This window comes from Pseudomonas sp. 05N431, assembly GCF_056397005.1.
Genome location: NZ_JBFTMN010000006.1, coordinates 1 through 24,704 on the forward strand (window position 1 = coordinate 1; position 24,704 = coordinate 24,704).

19 protein-coding genes are annotated in these 24,704 nt (G+C 59.5%); 8 read left to right on the forward strand and 11 right to left on the reverse strand.

Features of this window, described 5'->3' with window-relative positions:
* Positions 1-817: 817 nt before the first annotated feature.
* Both AC1DIG_RS12630 and purL read right to left on the reverse strand, forming a co-directional pair.
* Positions 818-1,129, reverse strand: coding sequence for a YqfO family protein (locus AC1DIG_RS12630; protein ID WP_054593868.1), 312 nt, complete (start codon positions 1,127-1,129; stop codon positions 818-820).
* 5 nt (positions 1,130-1,134) lie between these two features.
* Positions 1,135-5,031 carry a phosphoribosylformylglycinamidine synthase gene (purL, locus tag AC1DIG_RS12635; protein ID WP_477767578.1) on the reverse strand — a complete coding sequence of 1,299 codons (3,897 nt, stop codon included), beginning with the start codon at positions 5,029-5,031 and terminating at the stop codon, positions 1,135-1,137.
* A gap of 286 nt (positions 5,032-5,317) precedes the next feature.
* Here purL and mltF point away from each other — a divergent pair, with 286 nt between their 5' ends.
* Positions 5,318-6,778 carry a membrane-bound lytic murein transglycosylase MltF gene (gene mltF / locus AC1DIG_RS12640; protein ID WP_477767579.1) on the forward strand — a complete coding sequence of 487 codons (1,461 nt, stop codon included), beginning with the start codon at positions 5,318-5,320 and terminating at the stop codon, positions 6,776-6,778.
* Positions 6,779-6,908: 130 nt separating this feature from the next.
* Here mltF and pdxJ read toward each other — a convergent pair whose 3' ends face one another.
* The 8 genes from pdxJ to lptF all read right to left on the reverse strand — a co-directional run bounded on the left by pdxJ (position 6,909) and on the right by lptF (position 15,331).
* A complete protein-coding gene (gene pdxJ / locus AC1DIG_RS12645; RefSeq protein ID WP_477767580.1) occupies positions 6,909-7,652 on the reverse strand; it encodes a pyridoxine 5'-phosphate synthase in 744 nt (247 codons plus the stop codon).
* 51 nt (positions 7,653-7,703) lie between these two features.
* A complete protein-coding gene (gene recO, locus AC1DIG_RS12650; RefSeq protein WP_477767581.1) occupies positions 7,704-8,390 on the reverse strand; it encodes a DNA repair protein RecO in 687 nt (228 codons plus the stop codon).
* Positions 8,391-8,563: 173 nt separating this feature from the next.
* Positions 8,564-9,466, reverse strand: coding sequence for a GTPase Era (gene era, locus AC1DIG_RS12655; RefSeq protein WP_054593873.1), 903 nt, complete (start codon positions 9,464-9,466; stop codon positions 8,564-8,566).
* A complete protein-coding gene (gene rnc, locus AC1DIG_RS12660; RefSeq protein WP_019691997.1) occupies positions 9,459-10,148 on the reverse strand; it encodes a ribonuclease III in 690 nt (229 codons plus the stop codon). The genes era and rnc overlap by 8 nt, the downstream gene beginning before the upstream one ends.
* A 179-nt stretch (positions 10,149-10,327) precedes the next feature.
* Positions 10,328-11,182, reverse strand: coding sequence for a signal peptidase I (gene lepB / locus AC1DIG_RS12665; RefSeq protein WP_477767582.1), 855 nt, complete (start codon positions 11,180-11,182; stop codon positions 10,328-10,330).
* Positions 11,183-11,187: 5 nt separating this feature from the next.
* Positions 11,188-12,987, reverse strand: coding sequence for a translation elongation factor 4 (gene lepA / locus AC1DIG_RS12670; protein ID WP_427534419.1), 1,800 nt, complete (start codon positions 12,985-12,987; stop codon positions 11,188-11,190).
* Between the two features lie 171 nt (positions 12,988-13,158).
* Positions 13,159-14,220 carry an LPS export ABC transporter permease LptG gene (gene lptG, locus AC1DIG_RS12675; protein WP_477767583.1) on the reverse strand — a complete coding sequence of 354 codons (1,062 nt, stop codon included), beginning with the start codon at positions 14,218-14,220 and terminating at the stop codon, positions 13,159-13,161.
* Positions 14,213-15,331: an LPS export ABC transporter permease LptF gene (gene lptF, locus AC1DIG_RS12680; protein ID WP_477767584.1), complete on the reverse strand. Its 1,119-nt coding sequence runs from the start codon at positions 15,329-15,331 to the stop codon at positions 14,213-14,215. The genes lptG and lptF overlap by 8 nt, the downstream gene beginning before the upstream one ends.
* 306 nt (positions 15,332-15,637) lie before the next feature.
* Here lptF and AC1DIG_RS12685 point away from each other — a divergent pair, with 306 nt between their 5' ends.
* The 5 genes from AC1DIG_RS12685 to rlmF all read left to right on the forward strand — a co-directional run bounded on the left by AC1DIG_RS12685 (position 15,638) and on the right by rlmF (position 22,408).
* A complete protein-coding gene (locus AC1DIG_RS12685) occupies positions 15,638-17,128 on the forward strand; it encodes a leucyl aminopeptidase (protein ID WP_477767585.1) in 1,491 nt (496 codons plus the stop codon).
* A gap of 60 nt (positions 17,129-17,188) precedes the next feature.
* A complete protein-coding gene (locus AC1DIG_RS12690) occupies positions 17,189-17,617 on the forward strand; it encodes a DNA polymerase III subunit chi (protein ID WP_123585119.1) in 429 nt (142 codons plus the stop codon).
* Positions 17,618-17,624: 7 nt separating this feature from the next.
* Complete coding sequence (locus AC1DIG_RS12695; RefSeq protein WP_477767586.1) at positions 17,625-18,062, forward strand: DNA polymerase III subunit chi; 438 nt, start codon at positions 17,625-17,627, stop codon at positions 18,060-18,062.
* 213 nt (positions 18,063-18,275) lie between these two features.
* Complete coding sequence (locus tag AC1DIG_RS12700; protein ID WP_477767587.1) at positions 18,276-21,122, forward strand: valine--tRNA ligase; 2,847 nt, start codon at positions 18,276-18,278, stop codon at positions 21,120-21,122.
* A 263-nt stretch (positions 21,123-21,385) separates the two neighbouring features.
* On the forward strand, positions 21,386-22,408 hold the full coding sequence (rlmF, locus tag AC1DIG_RS12705; RefSeq protein WP_477767588.1) for a 23S rRNA (adenine(1618)-N(6))-methyltransferase RlmF: 1,023 nt from the start codon (positions 21,386-21,388) through the stop codon (positions 22,406-22,408).
* 196 nt (positions 22,409-22,604) lie between these two features.
* Here the strand turns inward: rlmF and AC1DIG_RS12710 are convergent, their stop codons facing one another.
* Positions 22,605-22,886, reverse strand: a complete 282-nt coding sequence (locus AC1DIG_RS12710; RefSeq protein ID WP_007905514.1) for an HU family DNA-binding protein — start codon at positions 22,884-22,886, stop codon at positions 22,605-22,607.
* A 395-nt stretch (positions 22,887-23,281) separates the two neighbouring features.
* Between AC1DIG_RS12710 and yejK the strand changes: the two genes are divergently transcribed.
* Positions 23,282-24,286: a nucleoid-associated protein YejK gene (gene yejK / locus AC1DIG_RS12715; protein WP_054593883.1), complete on the forward strand. Its 1,005-nt coding sequence runs from the start codon at positions 23,282-23,284 to the stop codon at positions 24,284-24,286.
* Complete coding sequence (locus AC1DIG_RS12720) at positions 24,286-24,636, forward strand: glutaredoxin family protein (RefSeq protein WP_477767589.1); 351 nt, start codon at positions 24,286-24,288, stop codon at positions 24,634-24,636. The genes yejK and AC1DIG_RS12720 overlap by 1 nt, the downstream gene beginning before the upstream one ends.
* The last annotated feature ends 68 nt before the right edge of the window (positions 24,637-24,704 follow it).

Here is a 24,704-nt window from a genome sequence, read left to right on the forward strand (position 1 = left end):
AGGCGATGCCCCCTGATGGACACCGGAGTGAGGGGACGCCGAGCCTAGGCGAGGTGCCGTACGCTTGGGGCGAAGCCTTTTGCTTACTTTTCGGCGTCTGGAAAAGTGAGTCGCCGTCAGGGCGAAACCCTAAGTGGCCGTTACCGCAGAAATGGATATGTACACCTGCAAGAGATTGGTCGGCTGTCAGGCCGCCTTCGCGAGCAAGCCCGCTCCCACATTTTTGATTGGGGTACATCTGCGGGAGATGGGTCGGCTGTTAGGCCGCCATCGCAGGCAAACCAGCTCCCACATTTTTGATTGATGTACATCTGCGGGAGATGGGTCGGCTGTCAGGCCGCCTTCGCAGGCAAGCCAGCTCCCACAATTTTGATTGGTGTACATCTGCGGGAGATGGGTCGGCTGTTAGGCCGCCATCGCGGGCAAGCCAGCTCCCACAATTTTGATTGGGGTACATCTGCGGGAGATGGGTCGGCTGTAAGGCAGTCTTCGCGAGCAAGCCCGCTCCCACAGTTTTGATTGGTGTACATCTGCGGGAGATTGGTCGGCTGTCAGGCCGCCTTCGCAGGCAAGCCAGCTCCCACATTTTGATTGGTGTACATCTGCGGGAGATTGGTCGGCTGTCAGGCCGTCTTCGCGAGCAAGCCCGCTCCCACAGTTTTGATTGGTGTACATCTGCGGGAGATGGGTCGGCTGTCAGGCCGTCTTCGCGAGCAAGCTCGCTCCCACAGTGGAACGAGTACATTCATGGAATCCCGGGCAATAAAAAACCCGCTGAAAACACTTCAGCGGGTTTCTCATTTCAACGGCGGGAAGATCAGAAATCCTCCAACCGCCATACCTCGTAAGCCGGCGTCTCATAGGGATGACTCTGCTTCAGAGCCGCCACCACAACACCAATCAACTCATCGCTGACCACAAGCTCAACCTTCCACTCCTCCACCTGCTCGACCAGCCCCGCCTGACCAATAAACGGCTGACTACCGTCCAAAGGCCGAAACTGACCCAACCCAAGCACCTGCCACGAACAGTGATCATAGGCACCGATCCGCCCACCACCGGCAGCGAACACAGCACCCTTGACCACCTCAACATGGCTCTGAGGAACAAAAAAACTGAGCTTGTACACGGCGCTTAGTTCACCCACACACGAGCATTACGGAACATACGCATCCACGGCGCGTCTTCGTTCCACTCTTCCGAGCGCCACGAGTTCTGCACGGCGCGGAACACCCGCTCCGGGTGCGGCATCATGATGGTCACGCGACCGTCACGGCTGGTCAAACCGGTGATCCCGCGCGGCGAGCCGTTCGGGTTGGCCGGGTAGCGCTCGGTAACCTTGCCGTGGTTGTCGACGAAACGCATCGCCACGCAACCCGACAGATCGGCTTGCAGCAAGGCTTCTTCGCTGGCGAACTCGGCATGACCTTCACCGTGAGCGATGGCGATCGGCATACGCGAACCGGCCATGCCCTGCAGGAAGATCGAGTTCGATTCCTGAACCTGAACCATCGCCACACGGGCTTCGAACTGCTCGGAACGGTTGCGCACGAAGTGCGGCCAGAATTCACTGCCCGGGATCAGCTCGTGCAGGTTGGACATCATCTGGCAACCGTTGCACACGCCGAGGGCGAAGCTGTCGGTACGTTCGAAGAAGCCCTGGAACGCATCGCGAGCACGGCTGTTGAACAGCGCCGATTTCGCCCAGCCTTCACCGGCACCCAGTACGTCACCGTAGGAGAAGCCACCGCACGCCACCAGACCTTTGAACTCGTTCAGGTCGACACGGCCGGCCAGAATGTCGCTCATGTGCACGTCGATCGCATTGAAACCGGCGCGGTCGAACGCTGCTGCCATTTCCACCTGACCGTTGACGCCCTGCTCACGCAGTACGGCAACCTGTGGGCGAATGCCTTTCTTGATGTAAGGCGCGGCGACGTCCTGGTTCACGTCGTAGCTCAGCTTGGCGCTCAGGCCAGGGTTGTCTTCTTCCAGCAGCACGTCGAACTCTTGCTCGGCGCAGTCGGCGTTGTCACGCAGACGCTGGATCTGGTAGCTGGTTTCAGCCCACTGACGTTGCAGCAGACCACGCTGACCTTCGAACACGGTGTCGCCGTTGAAGGTGATGCTGATCTCGCTGTTGTTCATCGGCTGGCCGATCACCGACACGCAGTCGCCCAGACCTGCGGCGCTGAACTGCGCAAGGATATCCGGCGTCGAGTCCTGACGAACCTGGATGACAGCACCCAGTTCTTCGTTGAACAGGATCGCGGCGATGTCGGCCGAGGTTTCTGCCAGACCGTCGAGGTTCAGGCTCAGACCGCAGTGGCCGGCAAAGGCCATTTCCACCACGCTGGTCAGCAGACCACCGTCGGAACGGTCGTGGTAAGCCAGCAGGTGACCGTCGGCGTTGAGGCCCTGGATCACCGCGAAGAAGGCTTTCAGGTCTTCGGCGTCATCGACGTCCGGTGCCTGCTTGCCGAGCTTGCCGTGAACCTGCGCGAGGATCGAAGCGCCCATGCGGTTCTGGCCACGGCCCAGATCGATCAGGATCAGGTCGGTGGTGCCCTTGTCCATGCGCAGTTGCGGGGTCAGGGTCTGACGGATGTCAGTCACTGGCGCGAAACCGGTCACGATCAGGGACATTGGCGAAGTCACCGTCTTGTCGACGCCTTCGTCATTCCAGCGAGTGGCCATGGACATCGAGTCCTTGCCCACCGGAATGGTGATGCCCAGTTCCGGGCACAGTTCCATGCCGACCGCTTTCACAGTGTCGTACAGACGCGCGTCTTCGCCCGGGTGTCCGGCAGCCGACATCCAGTTCGCCGACAGTTTGATGTCGGAGATCTTGCCGATGCGCGAGGCCGCGATGTTGGTCAGGGTTTCGCCGATAGCCATGCGGCCCGACGCCGGAGCGTCCAGCAGTGCCAGCGGAGTACGCTCGCCCATGGCCATGGCTTCACCGGTGTAGACGTCGAAGCTGGTGGCGGTGACGGCAACGTCAGCCACTGGAACCTGCCACGGACCGACCATCTGATCACGGGCCACAAGGCCGGTGATGGTACGGTCGCCAATGGTGATCAGGAAGCTTTTGCTGGCCACGGCCGGGTGATGCAGAACGCGTTCGACGCAATCGGCAATGGCCAGTGTCGACGGATCGAAATCGTCGCCCAGTTCGGTTTCACGAACAGCCGAACGGTGCATGCGCGGGGCTTTGCCCAGCAGCACTTCGAGCGGCATATCCACAGGGCTGTTGCCGAAGTGACTGTCGGTGACAGTCAGTTGCGGCTCGGCAGTCGCTTCGCCGACAACGGCGAACGGGCAACGCTCACGTTCGCAGATCGCCTTGAAACGTTCGAAGTCGGCCGGGCCGACCGCCAGAACGTAGCGTTCCTGGGATTCGTTACTCCAGATTTCGTGCGGGGCCATGCCCGGCTCGTCGTTTGGAATGTTGCGCAGTTCGAAGCGGCCACCACGGTCGCCATCGTTGACCAATTCCGGGAAGGCGTTGGACAGACCGCCCGCACCCACGTCGTGGATGAAGCTGATCGGGTTCTTGTCGCCCAGTTGCCAGCAACGGTCGATGACTTCCTGGCAACGGCGTTCCATTTCCGGGTTTTCGCGTTGTACCGAAGCAAAGTCCAGATCGGCCGAGCTGGTGCCGGTGGCCATGGAGGAAGCCGCGCCGCCGCCCAGACCAATCAGCATCGCCGGGCCACCGAGCACGATCAGCTTGGAGCCCACGAGGATTTCGCCTTTCTTGACGTGTTCCTCACGAATGTTGCCCATGCCGCCGGCCAACATGATTGGCTTGTGGTAACCGCGCACTTCATCGCCACGCGGGGTGGTGATGGATTGTTCGAAGGTACGGAAGTAACCGGTCAGCGCCGGACGGCCGAATTCGTTGTTGAATGCAGCGCCGCCCAATGGGCCTTCGATCATGATGTCCAGCGCGGTAACGATGCGCTCGGGTTTGCCGTACGGCACTTCCCACGGCTGTTCGAAGCCCGGGATTTGCAGGTTGGACACGGTGAAACCGGTCAGACCAGCTTTTGGCTTGGCGCCGCGACCGGTAGCGCCTTCGTCGCGGATCTCGCCACCGGAACCGGTGGATGCGCCCGGGAACGGGGCAATCGCGGTCGGGTGGTTGTGCGTCTCGACTTTCATCAGGATGTGCACCGGTTCCTGCACCGCGCCGTACTGGCGGGTCTCAGGGTCCGGGAAGAAACGGCCAGCCACGCTGCCGACGATGACCGAAGCGTTGTCCTTGTAAGCCGACAGAACGCCTTCGCTGTGCATCACGTAGGTGTTCTTGATCATGCCGAACAGGCTTTTTTCCTGGCTCTCGCCGTCGATGTCCCAACTGGCGTTGAAGATCTTGTGACGGCAGTGCTCGGAGTTCGCCTGGGCGAACATCATCAGTTCGATGTCGTGCGGGTTGCGCTTCAAGCCAATGAAGGCGTTGACCAGGTAGTCGATCTCGTCTTCGGCCAGGGCCAGGCCCAGTTCGACGTTGGCTTTTTCCAGCGCGGCGCGACCGCCGCCCAGAACGTCGATTGCCGTCAGCGGCTTCGGTTCGGCGTGACTGAACAGGCCAGCAGCCTGTTCGAGGTTTTCCAGCACGATCTGGGTCATGCGGTCGTGCAGACCGTCGGCGATCAGCTGTGCTTGTGCATCGGTGAATTCACCGGTCACGTAGAAAGCGATACCGCGCTCCAGGCGCTGGATTTTCGCCAGGCCACAGTTGCGGGCGATATCGCTGGCCTTGCTCGACCAGGGCGAGATGGTGCCGAAACGTGGCAACACCAGGAACAGACGGCCGGCCGGCTCTTGTACCGGAACGCTGGGACCGTACTTCAGAAGGCGCGCTAGCACCTGCTGTTCGTCGCCGGTCAGGACGCCGGTGACTTCGGCGAAGTGAGCGAATTCAGCATACAAGCCACTGACAGCCGGAACCTTCTGGCTCAGTTGCTCAAGGAGTTTGCTGTGGCGAAAGGCAGAAAGGGCAGGAGCGCCGCGCAGGATCAACATCTTCGGGACAGCCTCGGAAGGGGGTGTGCTTTGAGGCCGTGCATTCTAGCCTAAACCGCCCGAGACAGCACCCGAAACGCTACACCCGGTATTGTCCGAACGTCGGCCCGGGGCTCAAATCCGGCAATCCATGCTCATCAAGGTCCGTGCCGGGGGTTATTTTGGTTATCACATTCCGGCCTGAGCGCCCGTTCTTGCGGGCTTGCGCCGGGTTTTGCACGCTCTAGCAGACAAGCCCTTTGCTGTCGAGATATGGCGGCCGTGGTCCTTTGCGTATACTGCGCAGATGTTTTCCCCAACGGCTTTGCGTCCGCGATTCGCCAAATGGCTCATCGCAACCGGACTCTTCCTGATGCTCAGTGGCTGTGTTGATAAACCCAACACACTGGAGCGCGTAAAGGAGGATGGCGTGCTGCGTGTGGTTACACGCAACAGTCCCGCCACCTACTTTCAGGATCGCAACGGTGAAACCGGCTTCGAATACGAGCTGGTGAAGCGCTTCGCCGACGATCTGGGGGTGAAACTCAAGATCGAAACCGCAGACAACCTCGACGACCTGTACGGTCAGTTAGGCAAACCTGGCGGCCCGGTGCTGGCTGCCGCCGGTCTGGTCGGCAGCGAGAAACGCAAACAGCAAGTGCGGTTTTCCCACTCGTATCTGGAAGTCACCCCACAGATCATCTACCGCAATGGCCAGTCCCGGCCGACCTCGGCAGCCGATCTGGTCGGCAAGACAATCATGGTGCTCAAGGGCAGCACCCACGCCGACCAACTGGCCGCGCTGAAAAAGAAATACCCCGGCATTGAATACGAAGAATCCGACGCGGTTGAGGTCGTTGACCTGCTGCGCATGGTTGATGAAGGTCAGATCGATCTGACACTGGTCGACTCCAACGAAGTCGCGATGAACCAGGTGTACTTCACTAACGCGCGGGTCGCCTTCGACCTGGGCGACGCCAGCAACCAGAGCTGGGCGGTCGCCGCCGGTGATGACAACAGCCTGCTCAACGAGATCAACGACTTCCTCGACAAGGCCGAGAAGAATGGCACCCTGCAACGGCTGAAAGACCGCTATTACGGGCATGTCGATGTACTCGGCTACATGGGCGCCTACACCTTCGCCCAGCACTTGCAGCAACGGCTGCCCAAATACGAGAAGCACTTCAAGGCTTCGGCCAAGGAGGAGAAAGTCGACTGGCGACTGCTCGCGGCAATTGGTTATCAGGAATCGCTGTGGCAACCGGCGGTCACCTCGAAAACCGGTGTTCGCGGCCTGATGATGCTGACCCAGAACACCGCGCAGGCCATGGGCGTGTCCAATCGACTGGACGCCAAGCAAAGCATCATGGGCGGCGCGAAGTACCTGGCCTACATGAAGGATCAACTCGACGACTCGATCCAGGAGCCGGATCGCACATGGTTTGCGCTGGCGGCCTACAACGTCGGCAGCGGTCACCTGGATGACGCCCGCAAACTCGCGGCCAAGGAAGGGCTGAATCCGAACAAGTGGCTGGATGTGAAAAAGATCCTGCCGCGCCTGTCGCAGAAACAGTGGTACAGCAAAACCCGCTATGGCTACGCCCGAGGCGGTGAGCCGGTGCATTTTGTGGCGAACATCCGGCGCTACTACGACATCCTGACGTGGGTCACGCAGCCGCAGCTTGAGGGCGATCAGGTCGCCCAAGGCAACCTGCATGTTCCGGGCATCGACAAGACCAAGCCGCCTGAAGAAAACCCACCGCTTTAATCAGGACAACCCCCAATCAAATGTGGGAGCGAGCTTGCTCGCGATGGCGTCTTAACATTCAACGAAGATGTTGACTGCAAGACTGCTATCGCGAGCAAGCTCGCTCCCACATGGGTTTTGTGTTTGGTGCTTAGGCTTTTGCTGCGGCGAGGATCAGCGCTTTCATCTCCGAAACAGCCGACTTGAACCCGACGAACAGTGCATGCGCCACCAGCGCGTGGCCGATGTTCAGTTCGTTGATGCCCTTGATCGCCGCGACCGCTTCGACATTGTGGTAGTGCAGACCGTGACCGGCGTTGACGATCAGGCCTTGCGTCAGACCGAACGCCACGCCATCCGCCACACGCTTCAGTTCTTCAGCCACCGCAGTCGGTGTTTCGGCGTCCGCATAACGTCCGGTGTGCAGTTCGATGGCCGGTGCGCCAACGCGTTTCGAGGCTTCGATCTGGCGCTCGTCGGCATCGATGAACAACGACACTTCACAGCCGATTTTCGACAGGCGATCCACCGCCGCCTTGATCCGCGCTTCCTGCCCCGCCACATCCAGACCGCCTTCGGTGGTCAGTTCCTGACGGGTTTCCGGGACCAGGCAAATGTGTGCGGGACGAATGCGCTCGGCGAACGCCATCATTTCCTCGGTGACGCCCATCTCGAAGTTCATGCGGGTTTGCAGCACGTCCTTGAGCAACAGCACGTCGCGCTCTTGAATGTGCCGGCGGTCTTCACGCAAGTGCACGGTGATGCCGTCAGCGCCCGCCTCTTCCGCGTCCAGCGCTGCTTTCACAGGGTCAGGGTAACGAGTCCCCCGGGCCTGACGCAGGGTGGCAACGTGGTCGATGTTCACGCCAAGAAGAATGCGATTGCTGGTGGTCACGGAAGCGCTCCAGAAGAAGAGAAAGTTCGGTGCACAGCATACACGTCAGGCTTATGGCTTTCGAAACAACTCGCGACTCACCAGCGGGCGACCGCCCAAGTGAACGGCCAACGCCTGACGCATCAAGCGCTTGGCGGCGGACAAGGCACCCGGCGCGCTCCAGTCGGCGTCGGCCATGGCCAGCAGTTCGGTACCGTTGAACAGACCGGGCTGCAACAGGTAGACCCGCTCCAGACCTGCATCGACCTGCAAGCGGTACAGGCCGTCGGGCGCGATTGGTTCACCGTGGATATCCGCGTTCAGCGCAAAGCCGTAGCCCAGGTCATCGAGCAGCCGCCATTCGAATGAACGCAACAACGGCTCCAGCGGACGCCCTTCGGCAAGGGCCAGCAAGGTCGCGGCGTAATGATCGAATACCGCAGGATGAGGATCTTCGGACGGCAGCAGGCGAATCAGCAGTTCGTTGAGGTAGAGACCGCTGAACAGCGCTTCACCATTGAGCCAGGTCGAGACGCCGGCGCTTTCCATGCGCCCGACATTCTTCAATTCACCGCGACCACGGAACTCGACTTCCAGCGGCACGAATGGCCGCGCCAGCGTTCCGGCCTTGCCCCGCGCACTGCGCAACACCGCCCGCAGCCGACCTTGCGGCGTGAGGAAGTCCACCAACGCGCTGTTTTCGCGGTAGGCACGGCTATGGAGCACGTAGGCAGGTTGGCCGAGGGGAGCTTGAGACATGAACGTCAGGGTTCTCAATAACGATGTGCAATTCTGCAAACAACCCAAAACCACTGTGGGAGCGAGCTTGCTCGCGATAGCGGCCAGTCAGTCAACATCAATGTTGAATATAGGCCCTCATCGCGAGCAAGCTCGCTCCCACAGTTGGATCTTTGTCTATCCAAGTGAAGCGATTACAGGTCGCCGTAACCCAGCGAACGCAGGGCGCGTTCGTCGTCGGACCAGCCGCCTTTCACTTTGACCCAAAGGTTGAGCATGATCTTGGAGTCGAACAACAGCTCCATGTCCTTGCGCGCTTCGGTGCCGATGCGTTTGATCCGCTCGCCCTTGTCGCCAATGATGATTTTCTTCTGACCGTCACGCTCGACGAGGATCAACGCATGGATGTGCAGGGTTTTCCCCTGCTGCTTGAACTCTTCGATTTCCACGGTGATCTGGTATGGCAGCTCGGCGCCCATCTGGCGCATGATTTTCTCGCGTACCAGTTCGGCGGCGAGGAAACGGCTGCTGCGGTCGGTGATCTGGTCTTCCGGGAAGAAGTGATCGTTTTCCGGCAGGTGACCGGCGATCACCCGCTCCAGCGCGTCGAGGTTGTGCCCGTGCTGCGCCGAAATCGGAATGATCTGTGCGTTCGGCAGTTGTTCCTGCAACCAGCTCAGGTGTGGCATCAGTTCGGCTTTGTCTTCGATGCGATCGGTCTTGTTCAGCGCCACGATCAACGGACCGGTCACGTACTGAACGCGCTCGAGCACCATCTGGTCTTCTTCGGTCCACTTGGTGCGATCAACCACGAAAATCACCACGTCGACGTCTTTCAACGCGGCCGAAGCGGTCTTGTTCATGTAGCGGTTGAGGGCTTTCTCGCCACCTTTGTGCATGCCGGGGGTGTCGACGTAGATCGCCTGCACATCGCCTTCGGTCTTGATCCCGAGCATGTTGTGACGGGTGGTTTGCGGTTTGCGCGAGGTGATCGCCAGCTTCTGACCCAGGATATGGTTCAGCAGCGTGGATTTGCCCACGTTCGGGCGGCCGACGATGGCGACATAGCCACAGCGAGTTGCAGTTGAATCAGTCATGGCCATTCTCCACGCCCAGGGCAATCAGTGCTGCAGCGGCCGCTACCTGTTCGGCAATACGACGACTCACACCCTGACCTCGGCTTTTTTCGTTCAGTAAGGTGATTTCGCATTCGACGAAGAACGTCCGGCAATGCGGCTCACCCTGGATATCTACCACTTCGTAACGCGGCAGTTCACAGGCACGCGACTGCAAGAACTCTTGCAGGCGGGTCTTTGGATCTTTGTTGGTGTCGACCAGCGTCAGGCTGTCGAACTCGGACGTCAGCCAGGCCAGCACGCGTTCGCGCGCCATGTCCATGCCGGCATCCAGGTAGATCGCACCGATCAGCGCTTCGAGGGCATCGGCGAGGATCGATTCCCGACGGAAACCGCCACTCTTCAACTCACCGGACCCCAGGCGCAGGTACTCGCCCAGGTCGAAACCACGCGCTAACACCGCCAGCGTCTCACCTTTGACCAGGCGTGCGCGCAAACGCGACAGCTGGCCTTCGCGAGCCAGCGGAAAGCGGTCGAACAGCGCTTCACCGGCGACGAAGTTGAGAATGGCATCACCGAGGAATTCCAGGCGTTCGTTGTTGCGCCCGGCAAAGCTGCGATGCGTCAGGGCCAGAACCATCAGTTCCTGGTCCTTGAAGGTATAACCGAGCTGACGCTCGAGACGGCTTAAAGAGACGCTCACGGTTTACCCACGCTGAGTTCGTGGTCGACGTCCATCACAGCAACGCTGCAAGGCTCTTGGACAATTAACGCTGTGTTCAAAAATTACATCCTGAATATCGTTGGCTTCATGCATCTGCGGCAACCTTCTGCTGGCTCCAGAAATGCATTCGGCGCTGTGTTCAACAGCGCCGTGGGTGATTACTTGATCAGGCCAACCCGCGAGAAGTTCGGCAGGTGACTGAGTTTGGGTTCCGGCCAGCTCATCCAGACTGCGAAGGCCTTGCCGACGATATTCTTGTCGGGAACCATGCCCAGCAGATCCTTGGGAATACTTGGATCATCCCAGTAGCGACTGTCGTTGGAGTTGTCGCGGTTGTCGCCCATCATGAAGTAGTGCCCGGCAGGCACGGTCCATTGATGGTCCGGGGTTGCACGGTAGCGGCTCATTTCCTTGCGGATCAGGTGCTCGGCGGCGCCGAGTTTTTCCTTGTAGAGCTCGGCACTGCCCAACGTACCCGGCTCGGAGCCGACCAGCTGCTCTGCGATCGACTCACCGTTGACGAACAGGCGCTTGTCGGCGGTGTAACGAATCTGATCGCCCGGCAGGCCCACTACACGCTTGATGTAGTTGACGTTCGGGTCGCTCGGGTAGCGGAACACCATCACATCGCCACGCTGCGGGTCACCGACCTGGATGACTTTCGTATCGAGCACCGGCAAGCGGATCCCGTACGAAAACTTGTTCACCAGAATGAAGTCGCCAACGTCCAGGGTCGGCTTCATCGAACCAGACGGAATCTGGAACGGCTCCACCAGGAACGAACGCAAGACCAGCACGATGAACAGCACCGGAAAGAACGATTTGCCGTATTCGACCAGCATCGGTTCTTTGTTCAGTTTCTCGACCACCATCATGTCCGGCTCGCCGACGCTGCCCTGATAAGAGCTGATGGCGGCACGCCGACGCGGCGCCAGAAAGATCAGATCGAGCAACGCCAACAGACCGCAAACGAAAACGGCGATGACCAGCAACAGCGGGAAATTTAGTGACATAGGACCTAACTATCCAACCTGAGCACAGCGAGGAAGGCTTCTTGTGGAATTTCCACGTTGCCGACCTGCTTCATGCGTTTTTTACCGGCCTTCTGCTTTTCCAACAGCTTGCGCTTACGGCTAACGTCACCACCGTAGCATTTGGCCAATACGTTCTTTCTGAGTGCCTTGACGGTTGTCCGCGCCACAATCTGCCCGCCAATGGCGGCCTGGATTGCCACGTCGAACATCTGCCGCGGAATCAGTTCTTTCATCTTCTCGGTCAACGCACGACCTTTGTAGTGCGCGTTGTCACGGTGCACGATCAACGCCAGGGCGTCGACTTTCTCACTGTTGATCAATACATCCAGCTTCACCAGATTAGCTGATTGATAACGATCGAAATGGTAATCCAGCGAAGCATAGCCGCGACTGGTGGATTTCAGACGATCGAAGAAGTCCAGGACCACTTCGTTCATCGGCAAATCGTAGGTCACCTGGACCTGGCTACCGAGGAACAGCATATCGTGTTGAATGCCACGCTTCTCGATACACAGGGTAATGACGTTGCCCAGGTGCTCCTGCGGCACAAGAATATTTGCCCGAACGATTGGCTCGCGCATGTCTTCAATGGACGACAGATCCGGTAGCTTGGACGGGTTATCGACGTAAATCGTTTCACCGGTTTTCAGCAACAACTCAAAAATAACCGTCGGCGCGGTGGTGATCAGGTCCAGGTCGTACTCGCGCTCCAGGCGCTCCTGGATGATCTCCATGTGCAGCATGCCGAGGAACCCGCAACGGAAGCCGAAGCCCAGGGCATCGGAGCTTTCCGGGGTGTATTGCAGCGACGAGTCGTTCAGGGTGAGCTTTTGCAGCGCTTCGCGGAAGTCTTCGAAGTCGTCGGAGCTGACCGGGAACAGACCGGCATACACCTGCGGCTGAATGCGTTTGAAACCTGGCAGCACGTCGACGTCTGGCGTCGAGCTCAAGGTCAGGGTGTCACCTACCGGCGCGCCGTGAATGTCCTTGATGCCGGCGATGATGAAACCTACTTCACCGGCTTTCAGATCAACGGTAGCAGTGTGCTTCGGATTGAACACACCGACGCTGTCGACCAGGTGGATCTTGCCGGTGGACTTCACCAGGATCTTGTCGCCCTTTTTCACGCGGCCGTGGCGCACGCGAACCAAGGAAACAACGCCCAGGTAATTGTCGAACCAGGAGTCGATGATCAACGCTTGCAGCGGATCTTCGATGTTGCCGGTCGGCGCGGGAATGGTGTGTACCAGGCGCTCGAGCACTTCATCGACACCCAGGCCGGTCTTGGCACTGCACTCGACTGCATCGGTAGCATCGATGCCGATGATTTTTTCGATTTCTTCTTTTACGCGGTCCGGATCGGCCTGTGGCAGGTCGATCTTGTTCAGGACCGGCATCACTTCCAGGCCCTGCTCGATCGCCGTGTAGCAGTTGGCAACCGATTGCGCCTCGACACCCTGGCCGGCATCGACCACCAGCAACGCACCTTCACAGGCCGCCAGCGACCGGCTGACTTCGTAGGTGAAGTCAACGTGGCCGGGGGTGTCAATGAAGTTCAGTTGGTACTTGATACCATCACGGGCGATGTAATACAGGGTAACGCTGTGAGCCTTGATGGTGATCCCGCGTTCACGCTCAAGGTCCATGGAGTCCAGTACCTGGGCTTCCATTTCGCGCTCGGCCAGGCCGCCGCACATCTGGATGAAGCGATCGGCCAGAGTCGACTTGCCATGGTCAATGTGGGCGATGATGGAGAAATTGCGGATATGACTCAAATCACTCACGGATCAACACTCAAAAAGGCTGCAGGCATAGCCCGCCGAAAAATAGCCGGGAATTGTACCTGATACACGACGCAAGCGTCACGTTCACAGGTCAACGGTATTGGATACAAAAACGCCCCGCTCTTGCGAACGGGGCATTTGAGTGTCAGCCGGGGCAGGAAATATCTGCGATCAACCGGCTCGGCGCAGCATCCAGAGACCGGCCACCGCACAGATACTGGCCGGAACCAGCACCGCGAACAATGGCGAGAAACCGAAGACCAGGCTTGAAGGCCCGAGCAAATCCTGAGCGATACGGAAGGTAAAGCCGACCAGTACACCCGTGAATACGCGCTGCCCCAGGGTCACCGAGCGCAGCGGGCCGAAAATAAAGGAAATCGCCATTAGCACCAGGGCAACAGTGACCAGCGGCTGCAACACCTTGACCCAAAACGCCAGCCAGTAACGGCCATTGTTCAGGCCCTGGTCCGCCAGATAGTGGATGTAACCCCACAATCCGCTGATCGACAACGATTCCGGCGTCATGATCACCGTGTTCAGCAGTTGCGGGCTCAACGGTACGTCCCAGCGTTCTTGCGGGGCCGTGACCACTTCGGTACTGCCGTCATGGAACACCGTGGTGGTGACGTCATTGAGCTGCCAATGATCTGTTTCGAACTGCGCACGCTTGGAGAAGCTCGAGGTCAGCATGTGACGCTCGCGGTCAAAACGATAGCGAGTCACACCGTACAGAATGCCATCCGGCTGCACCGAGTTGATGTGAATGAACTCATCACCCTGGCGGTGCCACATACCGTGCTTGGCGCTCTGCGCATCACCAATGCCCTGAGCCAGGGAGCGATTGGCCTGGGCCACGTTTTCCGCAGCGGGCGCAACGTACTCGCCGACCAGCACGCCTGCCAGCATCAACGCCAGCATCGGCTTCATCACCGCCCAGACGATCCGGCCGATGGACACGCCAGCGGCGCGCATGATGGTCAATTCACTGCTGCTGGCCAGGCTGCCCAGGCCGATCAGGCAGCCGATCAGTGCCGCCATCGGCAGCATGTCGTAGACCCGACGTGGCGCTGTCAGCGCCACGTAGCTCAATACATCGGTGAGGGTGTAGGTATCGGTGACATCACTCATCTCGTCGATGAATGCAAACAAGGTTGCCAGGCCCAGAATGATCCCCAGTACCGCCAGGATCGCCATGAAAACACTGCCACCAATGTAGCGATCGAGCTTAACCACGGGCCACCTCCAACGCACTGCGGCGACTCGCCATTTTCAAGCGCAACGGCTCCCAGTAGAGCAGTCCCAGGCCAATGACCAGGAATATTGCGTGAACCCACCACAGGCCCAGTGCCGGGGGGATCTTGCCTTTTTCCAGAGCACCGCGTGCGGCGATCAGGATCGTCAGATAAGCCATATATAGAAGAATCGCCGGCAGCAACTTGAGGAAACGTCCCTGACGCGGATTGACCCGCGACAGCGGCACCGCCATCAACGTCACGATAAACACCAGCAACGGCAGCGACAGACGCCACTCAAGCTCGGCGCGCGCACTCATATCCGGATTGTTCAGCAGGGTACGGGTCGGCATCGCATCGCGATCCGTCACCTCGTCGCTGACATCCGGTTTAGGCAGCAGCACGCCATAGGTGTCGTACTTGATGGCCCGGTAGTCGGCCAGCCCCGGCTGACCGTCGTAACGGTAGCCATTGTCGAGAATCAGGTAGCGGTTGCCGTCTTCCTTGATTTCCTGACGGCCCTTTTCGGCCACCAGTACGGAAATGCCGCGATCCTTCTGATCGGCGGAAAGACGCTTCTCCGAGATGAAGACGCCGCCCAGATTGATCCGGTCATCGGACATCTGCTCGGTGTAAGTCACCCGCGAACCATCGCGTAACGCCTGAAAACGGCCCGGCACCAGCGTGTCGAACTCAGTCATGGCGTCCTGCTTGTTCAGCAGCAACTGGAACTGATTGGCGCCTTGCGGTGCCAGGCTCAGGCTCAGCCAGGCCACGATCACGGCAACCAGCACAGCCGGAAACAGGGTCATGCCCAGCAGACGCTGCTGGCTCATGCCGGTCGCAGAGAGCACGGTCATTTCACTTTCAAGGTACAGGCGACCGTAGGCCAGCAGGATCCCGAGAAACAGCCCCAAAGGCAGAATCAGTTGCAGGAAACCCGGCAGACGAAAGCCCATGATCAGGAACAGTGAGCCTGGGTCCAGGGCGCCCGAGGCGGCCTGGGCCAGGAACTTGATGAAGCGCCCACTCATGATGATGACCAGCAGCACAGCGCTGACGGCGCTCAAGGTCAACAGGACTTCACGGGACAGATAACGGAAGACAATCAAACCAGACACTCCAGGGTTGTCAGGCTAAGGCGGCCAAACAAGCAAACATATCGGCGGCCCACAGGGCTGAGCCGTCGAAAAAGATCGCGCATTATCCTGTGATTGAACGCGCCTGTCACTGCGCACGCTCAAGCAACCGCGCAACGGCATAAAGATCACCTGCGCGAGGCTTGTCAGGCGCACGGAGCGAGGTTCAAACTGCGGCCTTTGTCGCTGGCACGAACCAGCGTCTTTCTATAGATAGGCAAACGTGTGCGCGCACTGCGTAACACGCTGCACTTTGACCATTTATTCAGGGACCCGGACATGGAACTGGTTGTAAAAAGCGTTAGCCCAGAAACGTTGAAAACCGCCACTCTGGTGGTCGCCGTCGGTGAAGACCGCAAACTCGGCAATGTAGCCAAACAGCTCGACGAGCTCAGCGGTGGCGCGATCAGCGCAGTTCTCAAGCGCGGCGACCTGGCCGGCAAAGTGGGTCAGAGCCTGTTGCTGCACAGCCTGCCGAACCTCAAAGCCGAACGCGTGTTGCTGGTTGGCGTGGGTAAAGACGCCGAGCTGGGCGACCGTCCGTTCCGCAAAATCATCGCCGGCGTACTGAACACCCTCAAAGGCCTGGGTGGCAGCGATGCCGCACTGGCGCTGGACGAAATCGTGGTCAAAGGGCGTGACAGCTACGGCAAGACCCGCCTGCTGGCCGAGACCCTGGTCGACGGCGAATACACCTTCGAGCAGTTCAAGAGCCAGAAGTCCGATCCGCGCGCCCTGAAGAAAATCACTCTGCTGACCATCAAGGCCGCGCAGGCTGAAGTCGAGCGCGCCGTGACTCACGCCACTGCAATCGCCAACGGCATGTCCTTTACCCGCGACCTGGGCAACCTGCCGCCGAACATCTGCCACCCAAGCTTCCTCGCCGAGCAGGCGAAGAACCTGGGCAAGGAGTTCAAGGGCCTGAAAGTCGAAATCCTTGATGAGAAACAAATCAAGGAACTGGGCATGGGTTCGTTCTACGCCGTCGGCCAGGGCAGCGCCCAGCCACCGCGCCTGATCGTCATGCAATACAACGGCGGCAAGAAATCCGAGAAGCCATACGCACTGGTTGGCAAGGGCATCACCTTTGACACCGGCGGCATCAGCCTCAAGCCTGGCGCCGGCATGGACGAGATGAAGTACGACATGGGCGGCGCAGCCAGCGTGTTCGGCACCTTGCGTGCCGTGCTCGAACTGAAGTTGCCGATCAACCTGGTGTGCATCCTGGCCTGTGCCGAGAACATGCCGAGCGGCAAGGCTTCGCGCCCTGGCGATATCGTCACCACCATGAGCGGCCAGACCGTGGAAATCCTCAACACCGACGCCGAAGGCCGTCTGGTGCTGTGCGATGCCCTGACCTATTCCGAACGCTTCAAGCCACAGGCCGTGATCGACATCGCGACCCTGACCGGCGCCTGCGTCGTCGCCCTCGGCGCCCATACTTCGGGCCTGCTGGGCAACAACGACGAACTGATCGGCCAACTTCTGAGCGCAGGCCAACAGGCTGACGACCGCGCCTGGCAATTGCCGCTGTTCGATGAGTATCAGGAACAGCTGGACAGCCCGTTCGCCGACATCGCCAACATTGGTGGCCCGAAAGCCGGCACCATCACGGCAGCCTGCTTCCTGTCGCGCTTCACCAAGAACCTGAAGTGGGCGCACCTGGACATCGCCGGCACGGCCTGGACCAGCGGCGGCAAGGACAAGGGCGCCACCGGCCGTCCGGTGCCATTGCTGACCCAATACCTGCTGGACCGCGCCAAAGCCTGAAACTGAAGATCCTGAACGGCGTCATCCACGGATGACGCCGCGCAGGCATCAGGAACCGCAATGACCAAAGTCGACTTTTATATCCTGCCCAGCGCCGATCCTTCAGCGCGGCTGGATTTTGCCTGCAAGCTCACCGAAAAAGCCTGGCGCATGGGCCACCGCATCTACCTGCATTGCAGCGATGCCGCCCAGCGTGACGATCTTGATGCACGCCTGTGGGCGTTCAAAGGCGAAAGTTTCGTGCCTCACGGCCCCGCCGAAAACGAACCGGACGGTTTGGTGGTGCTCGGCCTGGGAGACGATCCAGGACAACACCAGGACTTGCTGGTCAATCTCGACCTCAAAGTCCCGTCTTTTGCCCAGCGCTTTGCCCGTGTGGCCGAAGTGGTGGTTGAAGACCCGACTATTCGTCAGGCCGCGCGGGAGAGTTTCCGTTTCTACCGCGAACAGGGCTATCCTCTGCAAGATCACCGTTTACAGCGACTCTGAGCATACGATGGACACGTCAAACCCGCTGCAAAAGTCCGCACACCTGCTGGACGACCTCGAGTCGATCCGCCAGTTGCTCGGCGACGACAACCTGCAACCACCCCTGCTGACCGACACCGTCAAGCAAGTCAGTGGTGAAGGCCAGATTCCGATGTTGTTCGATAAGGTCGGCGGCAAACCGCAGGCTGAAGTCATCGAACCACCCGTTCCAACACCGGCGCCCGCTCCCGCGCCTGTCGCAGCTCCGGCTCCGGCTCCGGCTCCGGCTCCGGCATCATGCGTCCAGCAAGGCGCCGATGTCATGCTGCACCTGAACGACGAACTGCGCGCTGCCGCGCAATTGATCATGCAAGACGTGATCGACGACTTCGCCCCGCACATCGAAACCGAAATCAAACGCCGCCTGGATGCGCGAATGGAGCGGTTGTTGAGTCAGTACGAGTAACACCGATCTCCTGTGGGAGCGAGCCTGCTCGCGATAGCATCACCTCGGTTTCCTGAAAGACCGCGTCGCCTGCATCGCGAGCAAGCTCGCTCCCGCACTGGATCAGCGCTGAACTTGATGAAGCACCCGGTCCGCCCCTGCTCGCCCTTCGCCCCATGCCCCGCTATACTTCCCGGCTTTTCCTGAATAAATGCCAATAGGGTCCCGCCGCGCATGGATAAGACCTACCAGCCGCACGCCATTGAAACTTCCTGGTACAACACCTGGGAGTCCGAGAATTATTTCGCCCCGCAAGGTGCGGGCGATTCCTACACCATCATGATTCCGCCACCGAACGTCACTGGCAGCCTGCACATGGGCCATGGCTTCAACAATGCGATCATGGACGCGCTGATCCGTTTCCGCCGCATGCAGGGTCGCAATACCCTGTGGCAGCCGGGCACCGACCACGCCGGCATCGCCACGCAAATGCTGGTGGAGCGTCAGCTCGAAGCCAAGGGCCAGAATCGCCACGATCTGGGCCGCGAAAAATTCCTCGAGAAAGTCTGGGAGTGGAAGGATGAGTCCGGCGGCAACATCAGCCGTCAAATCCGCCGCCTCGGCTCGTCCGTCGACTGGAGCCGCGAGCGCTTCACCATGGACGACGGCCTCTCGGAAGCGGTCAAGGAAGCCTTCGTACGCCTGCACGAAGACGGCCTGATCTACCGCGGCAAGCGCCTGGTCAACTGGGACACCAAGCTGCACACGGCGATTTCCGACCTCGAAGTGGAAAACCACGACGAAAAAGGTTTCCTGTGGAACCTGAAGTACCCATTGGCCGACGGCGCCAAGACCGCTGAAGGCAACGATTACCTGATCGTCGCGACCACTCGCCCGGAAACCATGCTCGGCGACGCTGCCGTGGCGGTTAACCCGAACGATGAACGCTACAAAGCCCTGATCGGCAAATTTGTCGTGCTGCCACTGGTTGGCCGCCGCATCCCGATCATCGCTGACGATTACTGCGACCCTGAATTCGGCACCGGCTGCGTGAAAATCACCCCGGCCCACGATTTCAACGACTATGAAGTCGGCAAGCGCCACAACCTGCCGTTGCTGAACATCTTCGACAAGAACGCCGAGGTGCTGGCAGCAGCCCAGGTCTTCAACCTCGATGGCAGCGTCAACGAAGAAATCGACGGCACACTGCCCGCTGAATACGCCGGCCTCAACCGTTTCCAGGCGCGCAAGGAAATTGTTGCCGCGTTCGAAGCGGCCGGCCTGCTGGTCAGCGTCGACGATCACGCCCTGAAGGTACCGAAAGGCGACCGCTCCGGCACCATCATTGAGCCGTGGCTGACCGACCAGTGGTACGTTTCCACCAAACCGCTGGCCGAGCCTGCGATTGCTGCCGTTGAAGACGGCCGTATCGCCTTCGTGCCGAAACAGTACGAAAACATGTACTTCTCGTGGATGCGCGACATCCAGGACTGGTGCATCAGCCGTCAGCTGTGGTGGGGCCACCGGATTCCGGCCTGGTACGACGAGTCGGGCAAGGTCTACGTCGGCCGCGACGAAGCCGAAGTGCGTGCCAAGCACAACTTGGGCCCGGACGTTGCGCTGCAACAGGACAACGACGTGCTCGACACCTGGTTCAGCTCGGGCCTGTGGACCTTCTCCACGCTCGGTTGGCCGCAGCAGACTGAATTCCTGAAGAAGTTCCACTCCACCGACGTGCTGGTGACCGGCTTCGACATCATTTTCTTCTGGGTTGCCCGGATGATCATGCTCACCATGCATTTGGTGAAAAATGAAGACGGCACACCGCAGGTTCCGTTCAAGACCGTGTATGTGCATGGTCTGGTGCGTGATGGCCAGGGCCAGAAGATGTCCAAGTCCAAGGGCAACGTCCTGGATCCGCTGGACATCATCGACGGTATCGAGCTCGAAGCACTGGTGGAGAAACGCACCTCGGGCATGATGCAGCCGAAACTGGCGAAGAAGATCGAGAAGCAGACCCGCGACGAGTTCGCCGACGGTATCGCCAGCTACGGCACCGATGCCCTGCGCTTCACGTTCTGCTCGCTGGCTTCGACCGGCCGCGACATCAAGTTCGACATGGGCCGCGTCGAAGGCTATCGCAACTTCTGCAACAAGATCTGGAACGCCGCGCGCTACGTCCTGGACAAGGGCGAAGACTGCGGCCAGAACGGCGAAGCCTACGAGCTGTCGCTGGCGGATCGCTGGATCATTTCACAGCTGCAACGCACCGAAGCCGAAGTGACCCGTCAACTCGATCAGTTCCGCTTCGACCTGGCGGCACAAGCCTTGTACGAGTTCATCTGGAACCAGTACTGCGACTGGTACCTGGAACTCTCCAAGCCTGTGCTGTGGGACGAAAACGCAGCCGTAGAGCGTCAACGCGGCACCCGTCGCACACTGGTTCGCGTGCTGGAAGTCGCCTTGCGCCTGGCCCACCCGTTCATGCCGTTCATCACCGAAGAAATCTGGCAGCGCATTGCGCCGCTGGCCGGTATTCAAGGCAAGACGATCATGCTGCAACCTTGGCCAGTGGCCGTTGAGGCACGCATCGACCAGGCCGCCGAAGATGACATTGAATGGCTCAAGGGTCTGATGCTCGGCACGCGTAACATTCGTGGCGAGATGAACATCGGCCCGGGCAAGCCACTGCCGCTGTTCCTGAAGAACGTCAGCGCACAAGACCAGCGTCGCCTCACCGAGAACGAAGTCCTGCTGAAGAAGCTGGCCAAGCTCGAGTCGATCACCGTATTGGCTGCAGGCGAAGAAGCACCGTTGTCTGCTACCGCACTGGTGGGCGAGATGGAAGTGCTGGTGCCGATGGCCGGCCTGATCGACAAAAACGCCGAACTGGCGCGCCTGGACAAGGAAATCCAGCGCCTGCAAGGCGAAGTGCAGCGGGTTGGCGGCAAGCTGTCCAACGCTGGTTTCGTTGACAAGGCCCCAGCCGACGTCATCGAGAAAGAACGCGCCAAACTGGCCGAAGCCGAACAGGCTCTGGGCAGATTGGCCGAGCAACATGCGCGGATTGCCAGTTTGTAACGGCAACTCCAGCGATTAAAAAGGGAGGCCCGTGTGGCCTCCCTTTTTTATGCCTGCATTCCCCCAAACACCAACAATCCCTGTGGGAGCGAGCTTGCTCGCGATAGCGGTCTTCCAATCGACATCATTGTTGGGTGCCAGTCCGTCATCGCGAGCAAGCTCGCTCCCACAGTGTATGTTGGTTGTCTTTGCAATTGGGTTCACAAGCGCCGGATGTGGGACAATGCCCGCCACTTTGAGCCAAAACCCTGAATCGACTTCCCATGACCGCCCCTAGCAAACCCAAAGCCCCGCGCCAAAAGCCAAAACCTGCGACCCCGGCCAAAGCCGTCGAGCCGCGCGAGAAGGCCAGCCTGCACCCGCGCAACCGCCACCAGGGCCGTTACGATTTCCCGGCGCTGATCAAGACCACGCCTGAGCTGGCGAAGTTCGTGATCATCAATCCCTACGGCAAAGAAAGCATCGACTTCGCCAGCCCGGATGCGGTGCGGGTGTTCAACCGAGCGCTGCTCAAGTCGTTCTACGGCATTGCCCATTGGGACATTCCGGCTGATTACCTGTGCCCACCGGTGCCGGGGCGCGCCGACTATGTGCACTTCCTTGCGGACTTGCTGGCCAGCGTCAACGATGGCGAGATCCCTCGGGGCGCACCGGTCAAGGTGCTCGATATCGGCATGGGTGCCAACTGTGTCTATCCGTTGATCGGCTACAGCGACTATCGCTGGCACTTCCTCGGCTCGGAAATCGACCCGACGGCCGTGGCCGCCGCCAAAGCTATCGTGCAGTCCAACGGGCTGAACAAAGCCATTCAGTTGCGCCAGCAAACCAATCCCAAGCACATTCTGCTGGGCCTGCTCGAACCCGGCGAACGCTTTGACCTGACCATGTGCAACCCGCCGTTCCACGCCTCGATGGACGAGGCTACCAAGGGCAGCGAGCGTAAATGGCGCGCACTGGGCCGCGCCGACCCGAAGCGCAAGCTGCCGGTGCTGAACTTTGGTGGTCAATCGGCCGAACTGTGGTGTGAAGGTGGCGAAGCACGGTTTGTGACGCAACTGATCGCCGAGAGCGCACACTTTCCACACAAAGTGCTGTGGTTCAGCACCCTGGTCTCGAAAGCCTCAAACCTGCCTGCCATCCAGACCGCCCTGAAAAAGGCCGGCGCACTGGAAAGCCAGGTCGTGGAGATGTCCCAGGGGCAAAAGCAAAGCCGTTTTGTCGCCTGGACCTTCCAGACCAAATCCGAGCAGCAGGTCTGGCGCGAACGCTGGGTTCGCAAGAGCTGAGTAACTGACCAACGCAGATCAAATGTGAGAGCGGGCTTGCTCGCGAAAGCGGTGTGTCAGTCGACTTCAATGGTGACTGACACACCGCTTTCGCGAGCAAGCCCGCTCCCACATAGATTTGCAGCGTTTGCTGAATCGCGAGCACAAAAAAACCGTGCCCGGGTTGTCCCGGCGCACGGTTTTTTTTACTGCGGTCTTACTTGTTAACAGCGTCAGTCAGGCCTTTAGCCACGACCAGCTTGATAACTTTCTTGGCAGCGATTTCGATGGCAGCGCCAGTCGAAGGGTTGCGGCCGGTACGGGCAGGACGCTCGGTCACTTTCAGCTTGCCGATACCTGGCAGAGTGATTTCGCCGCCGTTTTCCAGTTGATCAGCAACGATTTGGCCCAGTTGGTCCAGAGCGTTACGCGCGGTGGTTTTTGGCGCGTCGATAGCTTCAGCAATATCGGCGATCAGTTGGTCTTTAGTAAGAGCCATGTGGTGTTCCTTCCCTATCAAATTCATATGGATTGCAGAGTGCAGTGTCAGCCATCGAGCCCGATCTTCTGGATCTGGCACCCTCGGCTACAACACCGACGGGTCGGGGTTATAGATGCCGAAATCAGGGTTTGGTTCGACCTGACAAATGCTGAATGCACGCTTAACGCAGTGACTTCGCGTAAGACCGGGCAAAACTAGCACAGAGACGGGGAAATATCCGCCTCTACCTACCCATTTGGTCAGCTTTATTGCTCTAAATCCGGAAAAAAGCGCATAAGCCCGGTCAGACACGCCTCGAATACCCTTCAAGCACCGCCAAAACCAGCAGGTGCGGTACACTGGGCACTTTTTCGGGGAGCACGCCCTCCTCTCTTCAATCAGCCGAGAAGCCCATGCCGATCCGTCATTGCATCGTCCACCTGATCGACAAAAAACCCGACGGCACTCCTGCAGTTCTCCACGCCCGCGACTCGGAACTGGCAGAGTCCACGGCCATCGAGAACATGCTCGCCGACCTCAACGAAAGCTATAACGCCAAACAAGGCAAGGCCTGGGGTTTGTTCCATGCCGAGTCCGGCGCGCATCCGTTCAGCGGCTGGCTGAAGGAGTACCTCGACGGCGGCAAGGACTTCACGGCGTTCAGCCGCGTTGCAGTGGAACACCTGCAAAAGCTGATGGAAGAGTCCAACCTGTCGACCGGCGGCCACGTGCTGTTTGCGCACTATCAGCAAGGCATGACCGACTACCTGGCCATCGCCCTGCTGCACCACAGCGAAGGCGTGGCGGTGACCGACCAGCTGGACGTGACACCGTCCCGCCACCTGGATCTTGGCCAGTTGCACCTGGCAGCGCGGATCAACGTGTCCGAGTGGCAGAACAACAAGCAGTCCAAGCAGTACATTTCGTTCATCAAGGGCAAGAACGGCAAAAAGGTTTCCGAGTATTTCCGCGACTTCATCGGCTGCCAGGAAGGCGTCGACGGTCCAGGCGAAACCCGCACCCTGCTCAAGGCGTTCAGTGATTTCGTCGAAAGCGAGGACCTGCCGGAAGAGTCCGCCCGCGAGAAGACCAAAACCCTGGTCGACTACGCCAGCAGCCAGGCCAAGCTCGGCGAGCCGATGGGCCTTGAAGAGCTGTCGGAACTGATCGACGAAGAACGCCCGAAAGCCTTCTACGATCACATTCGTAACAAGGACTACGGCCTGTCGCCAGAGATTCCGGCCGACAAACGCACCCTGAACCAGTTCCGCCGCTTCACCGGCCGCGCCGAAGGCCTGTCTATCAGCTTCGAAGCACACCTGCTGGGCTCGAAGATCGAGTACGACGAAGAAGCCGGCACGCTGATCATCAAGGGCCTGCCGACCCAGCTGACCGATCAGCTGAAGCGCCGCAACTGATGCTTAACGGTGTACTGAAGAAATTCCTGCTGATCCTGCTGGTGGTCGTGGTCTACCAGAACTGGGGCAAGATCGAGCGGGTGTTCAATCCATCGCAAGCGGTGTCCGAGCAGACCCAGGCCAACGCCAGGGTCGTGCTCTACGCCACCGACTGGTGCGGTTACTGCAAACTGACCCGGCGCTTTCTCGACCAGAAAGGCATTCCGTACCGCGAGTTCGACATCGAAAAAAATGCCGAAGCGCGCAAGGCCTATGAAGCGCTGGGTGGACGGGGGATTCCGATGCTGGATGTGAACGGCACATTGATTCGCGGTTATGAGCCTGAAGCGATCCTCACCGCCCTGAAATAACTGTGGGAGCAGCCGGTCGACGCTCGATTGCTCGCGATGACAGACTGGCATTCAACATGGATGTCGAC

Coding starts and splice junctions, on each gene's coding strand:
- era (WP_054593873.1), bottom strand. CDS start 9,466: ATGACTGATTCAACTGCAACTCGCTGTGGCTATGTCGCCATCGTCGGC.
- AC1DIG_RS12700 (WP_477767587.1), top strand. CDS start 18,276: ATGGATAAGACCTACCAGCCGCACGCCATTGAAACTTCCTGGTACAAC.
- AC1DIG_RS12695 (WP_477767586.1), top strand. CDS start 17,625: ATGGACACGTCAAACCCGCTGCAAAAGTCCGCACACCTGCTGGACGAC.
- mltF (WP_477767579.1), top strand. CDS start 5,318: ATGTTTTCCCCAACGGCTTTGCGTCCGCGATTCGCCAAATGGCTCATC.
- lepB (WP_477767582.1), bottom strand. CDS start 11,182: ATGTCACTAAATTTCCCGCTGTTGCTGGTCATCGCCGTTTTCGTTTGC.
- yejK (WP_054593883.1), top strand. CDS start 23,282: ATGCCGATCCGTCATTGCATCGTCCACCTGATCGACAAAAAACCCGAC.
- AC1DIG_RS12690 (WP_123585119.1), top strand. CDS start 17,189: ATGACCAAAGTCGACTTTTATATCCTGCCCAGCGCCGATCCTTCAGCG.
- AC1DIG_RS12685 (WP_477767585.1), top strand. CDS start 15,638: ATGGAACTGGTTGTAAAAAGCGTTAGCCCAGAAACGTTGAAAACCGCC.
- AC1DIG_RS12720 (WP_477767589.1), top strand. CDS start 24,286: ATGCTTAACGGTGTACTGAAGAAATTCCTGCTGATCCTGCTGGTGGTC.
- rlmF (WP_477767588.1), top strand. CDS start 21,386: ATGACCGCCCCTAGCAAACCCAAAGCCCCGCGCCAAAAGCCAAAACCT.
- recO (WP_477767581.1), bottom strand. CDS start 8,390: ATGTCTCAAGCTCCCCTCGGCCAACCTGCCTACGTGCTCCATAGCCGT.
- AC1DIG_RS12710 (WP_007905514.1), bottom strand. CDS start 22,886: ATGGCTCTTACTAAAGACCAACTGATCGCCGATATTGCTGAAGCTATC.
- purL (WP_477767578.1), bottom strand. CDS start 5,031: ATGTTGATCCTGCGCGGCGCTCCTGCCCTTTCTGCCTTTCGCCACAGC.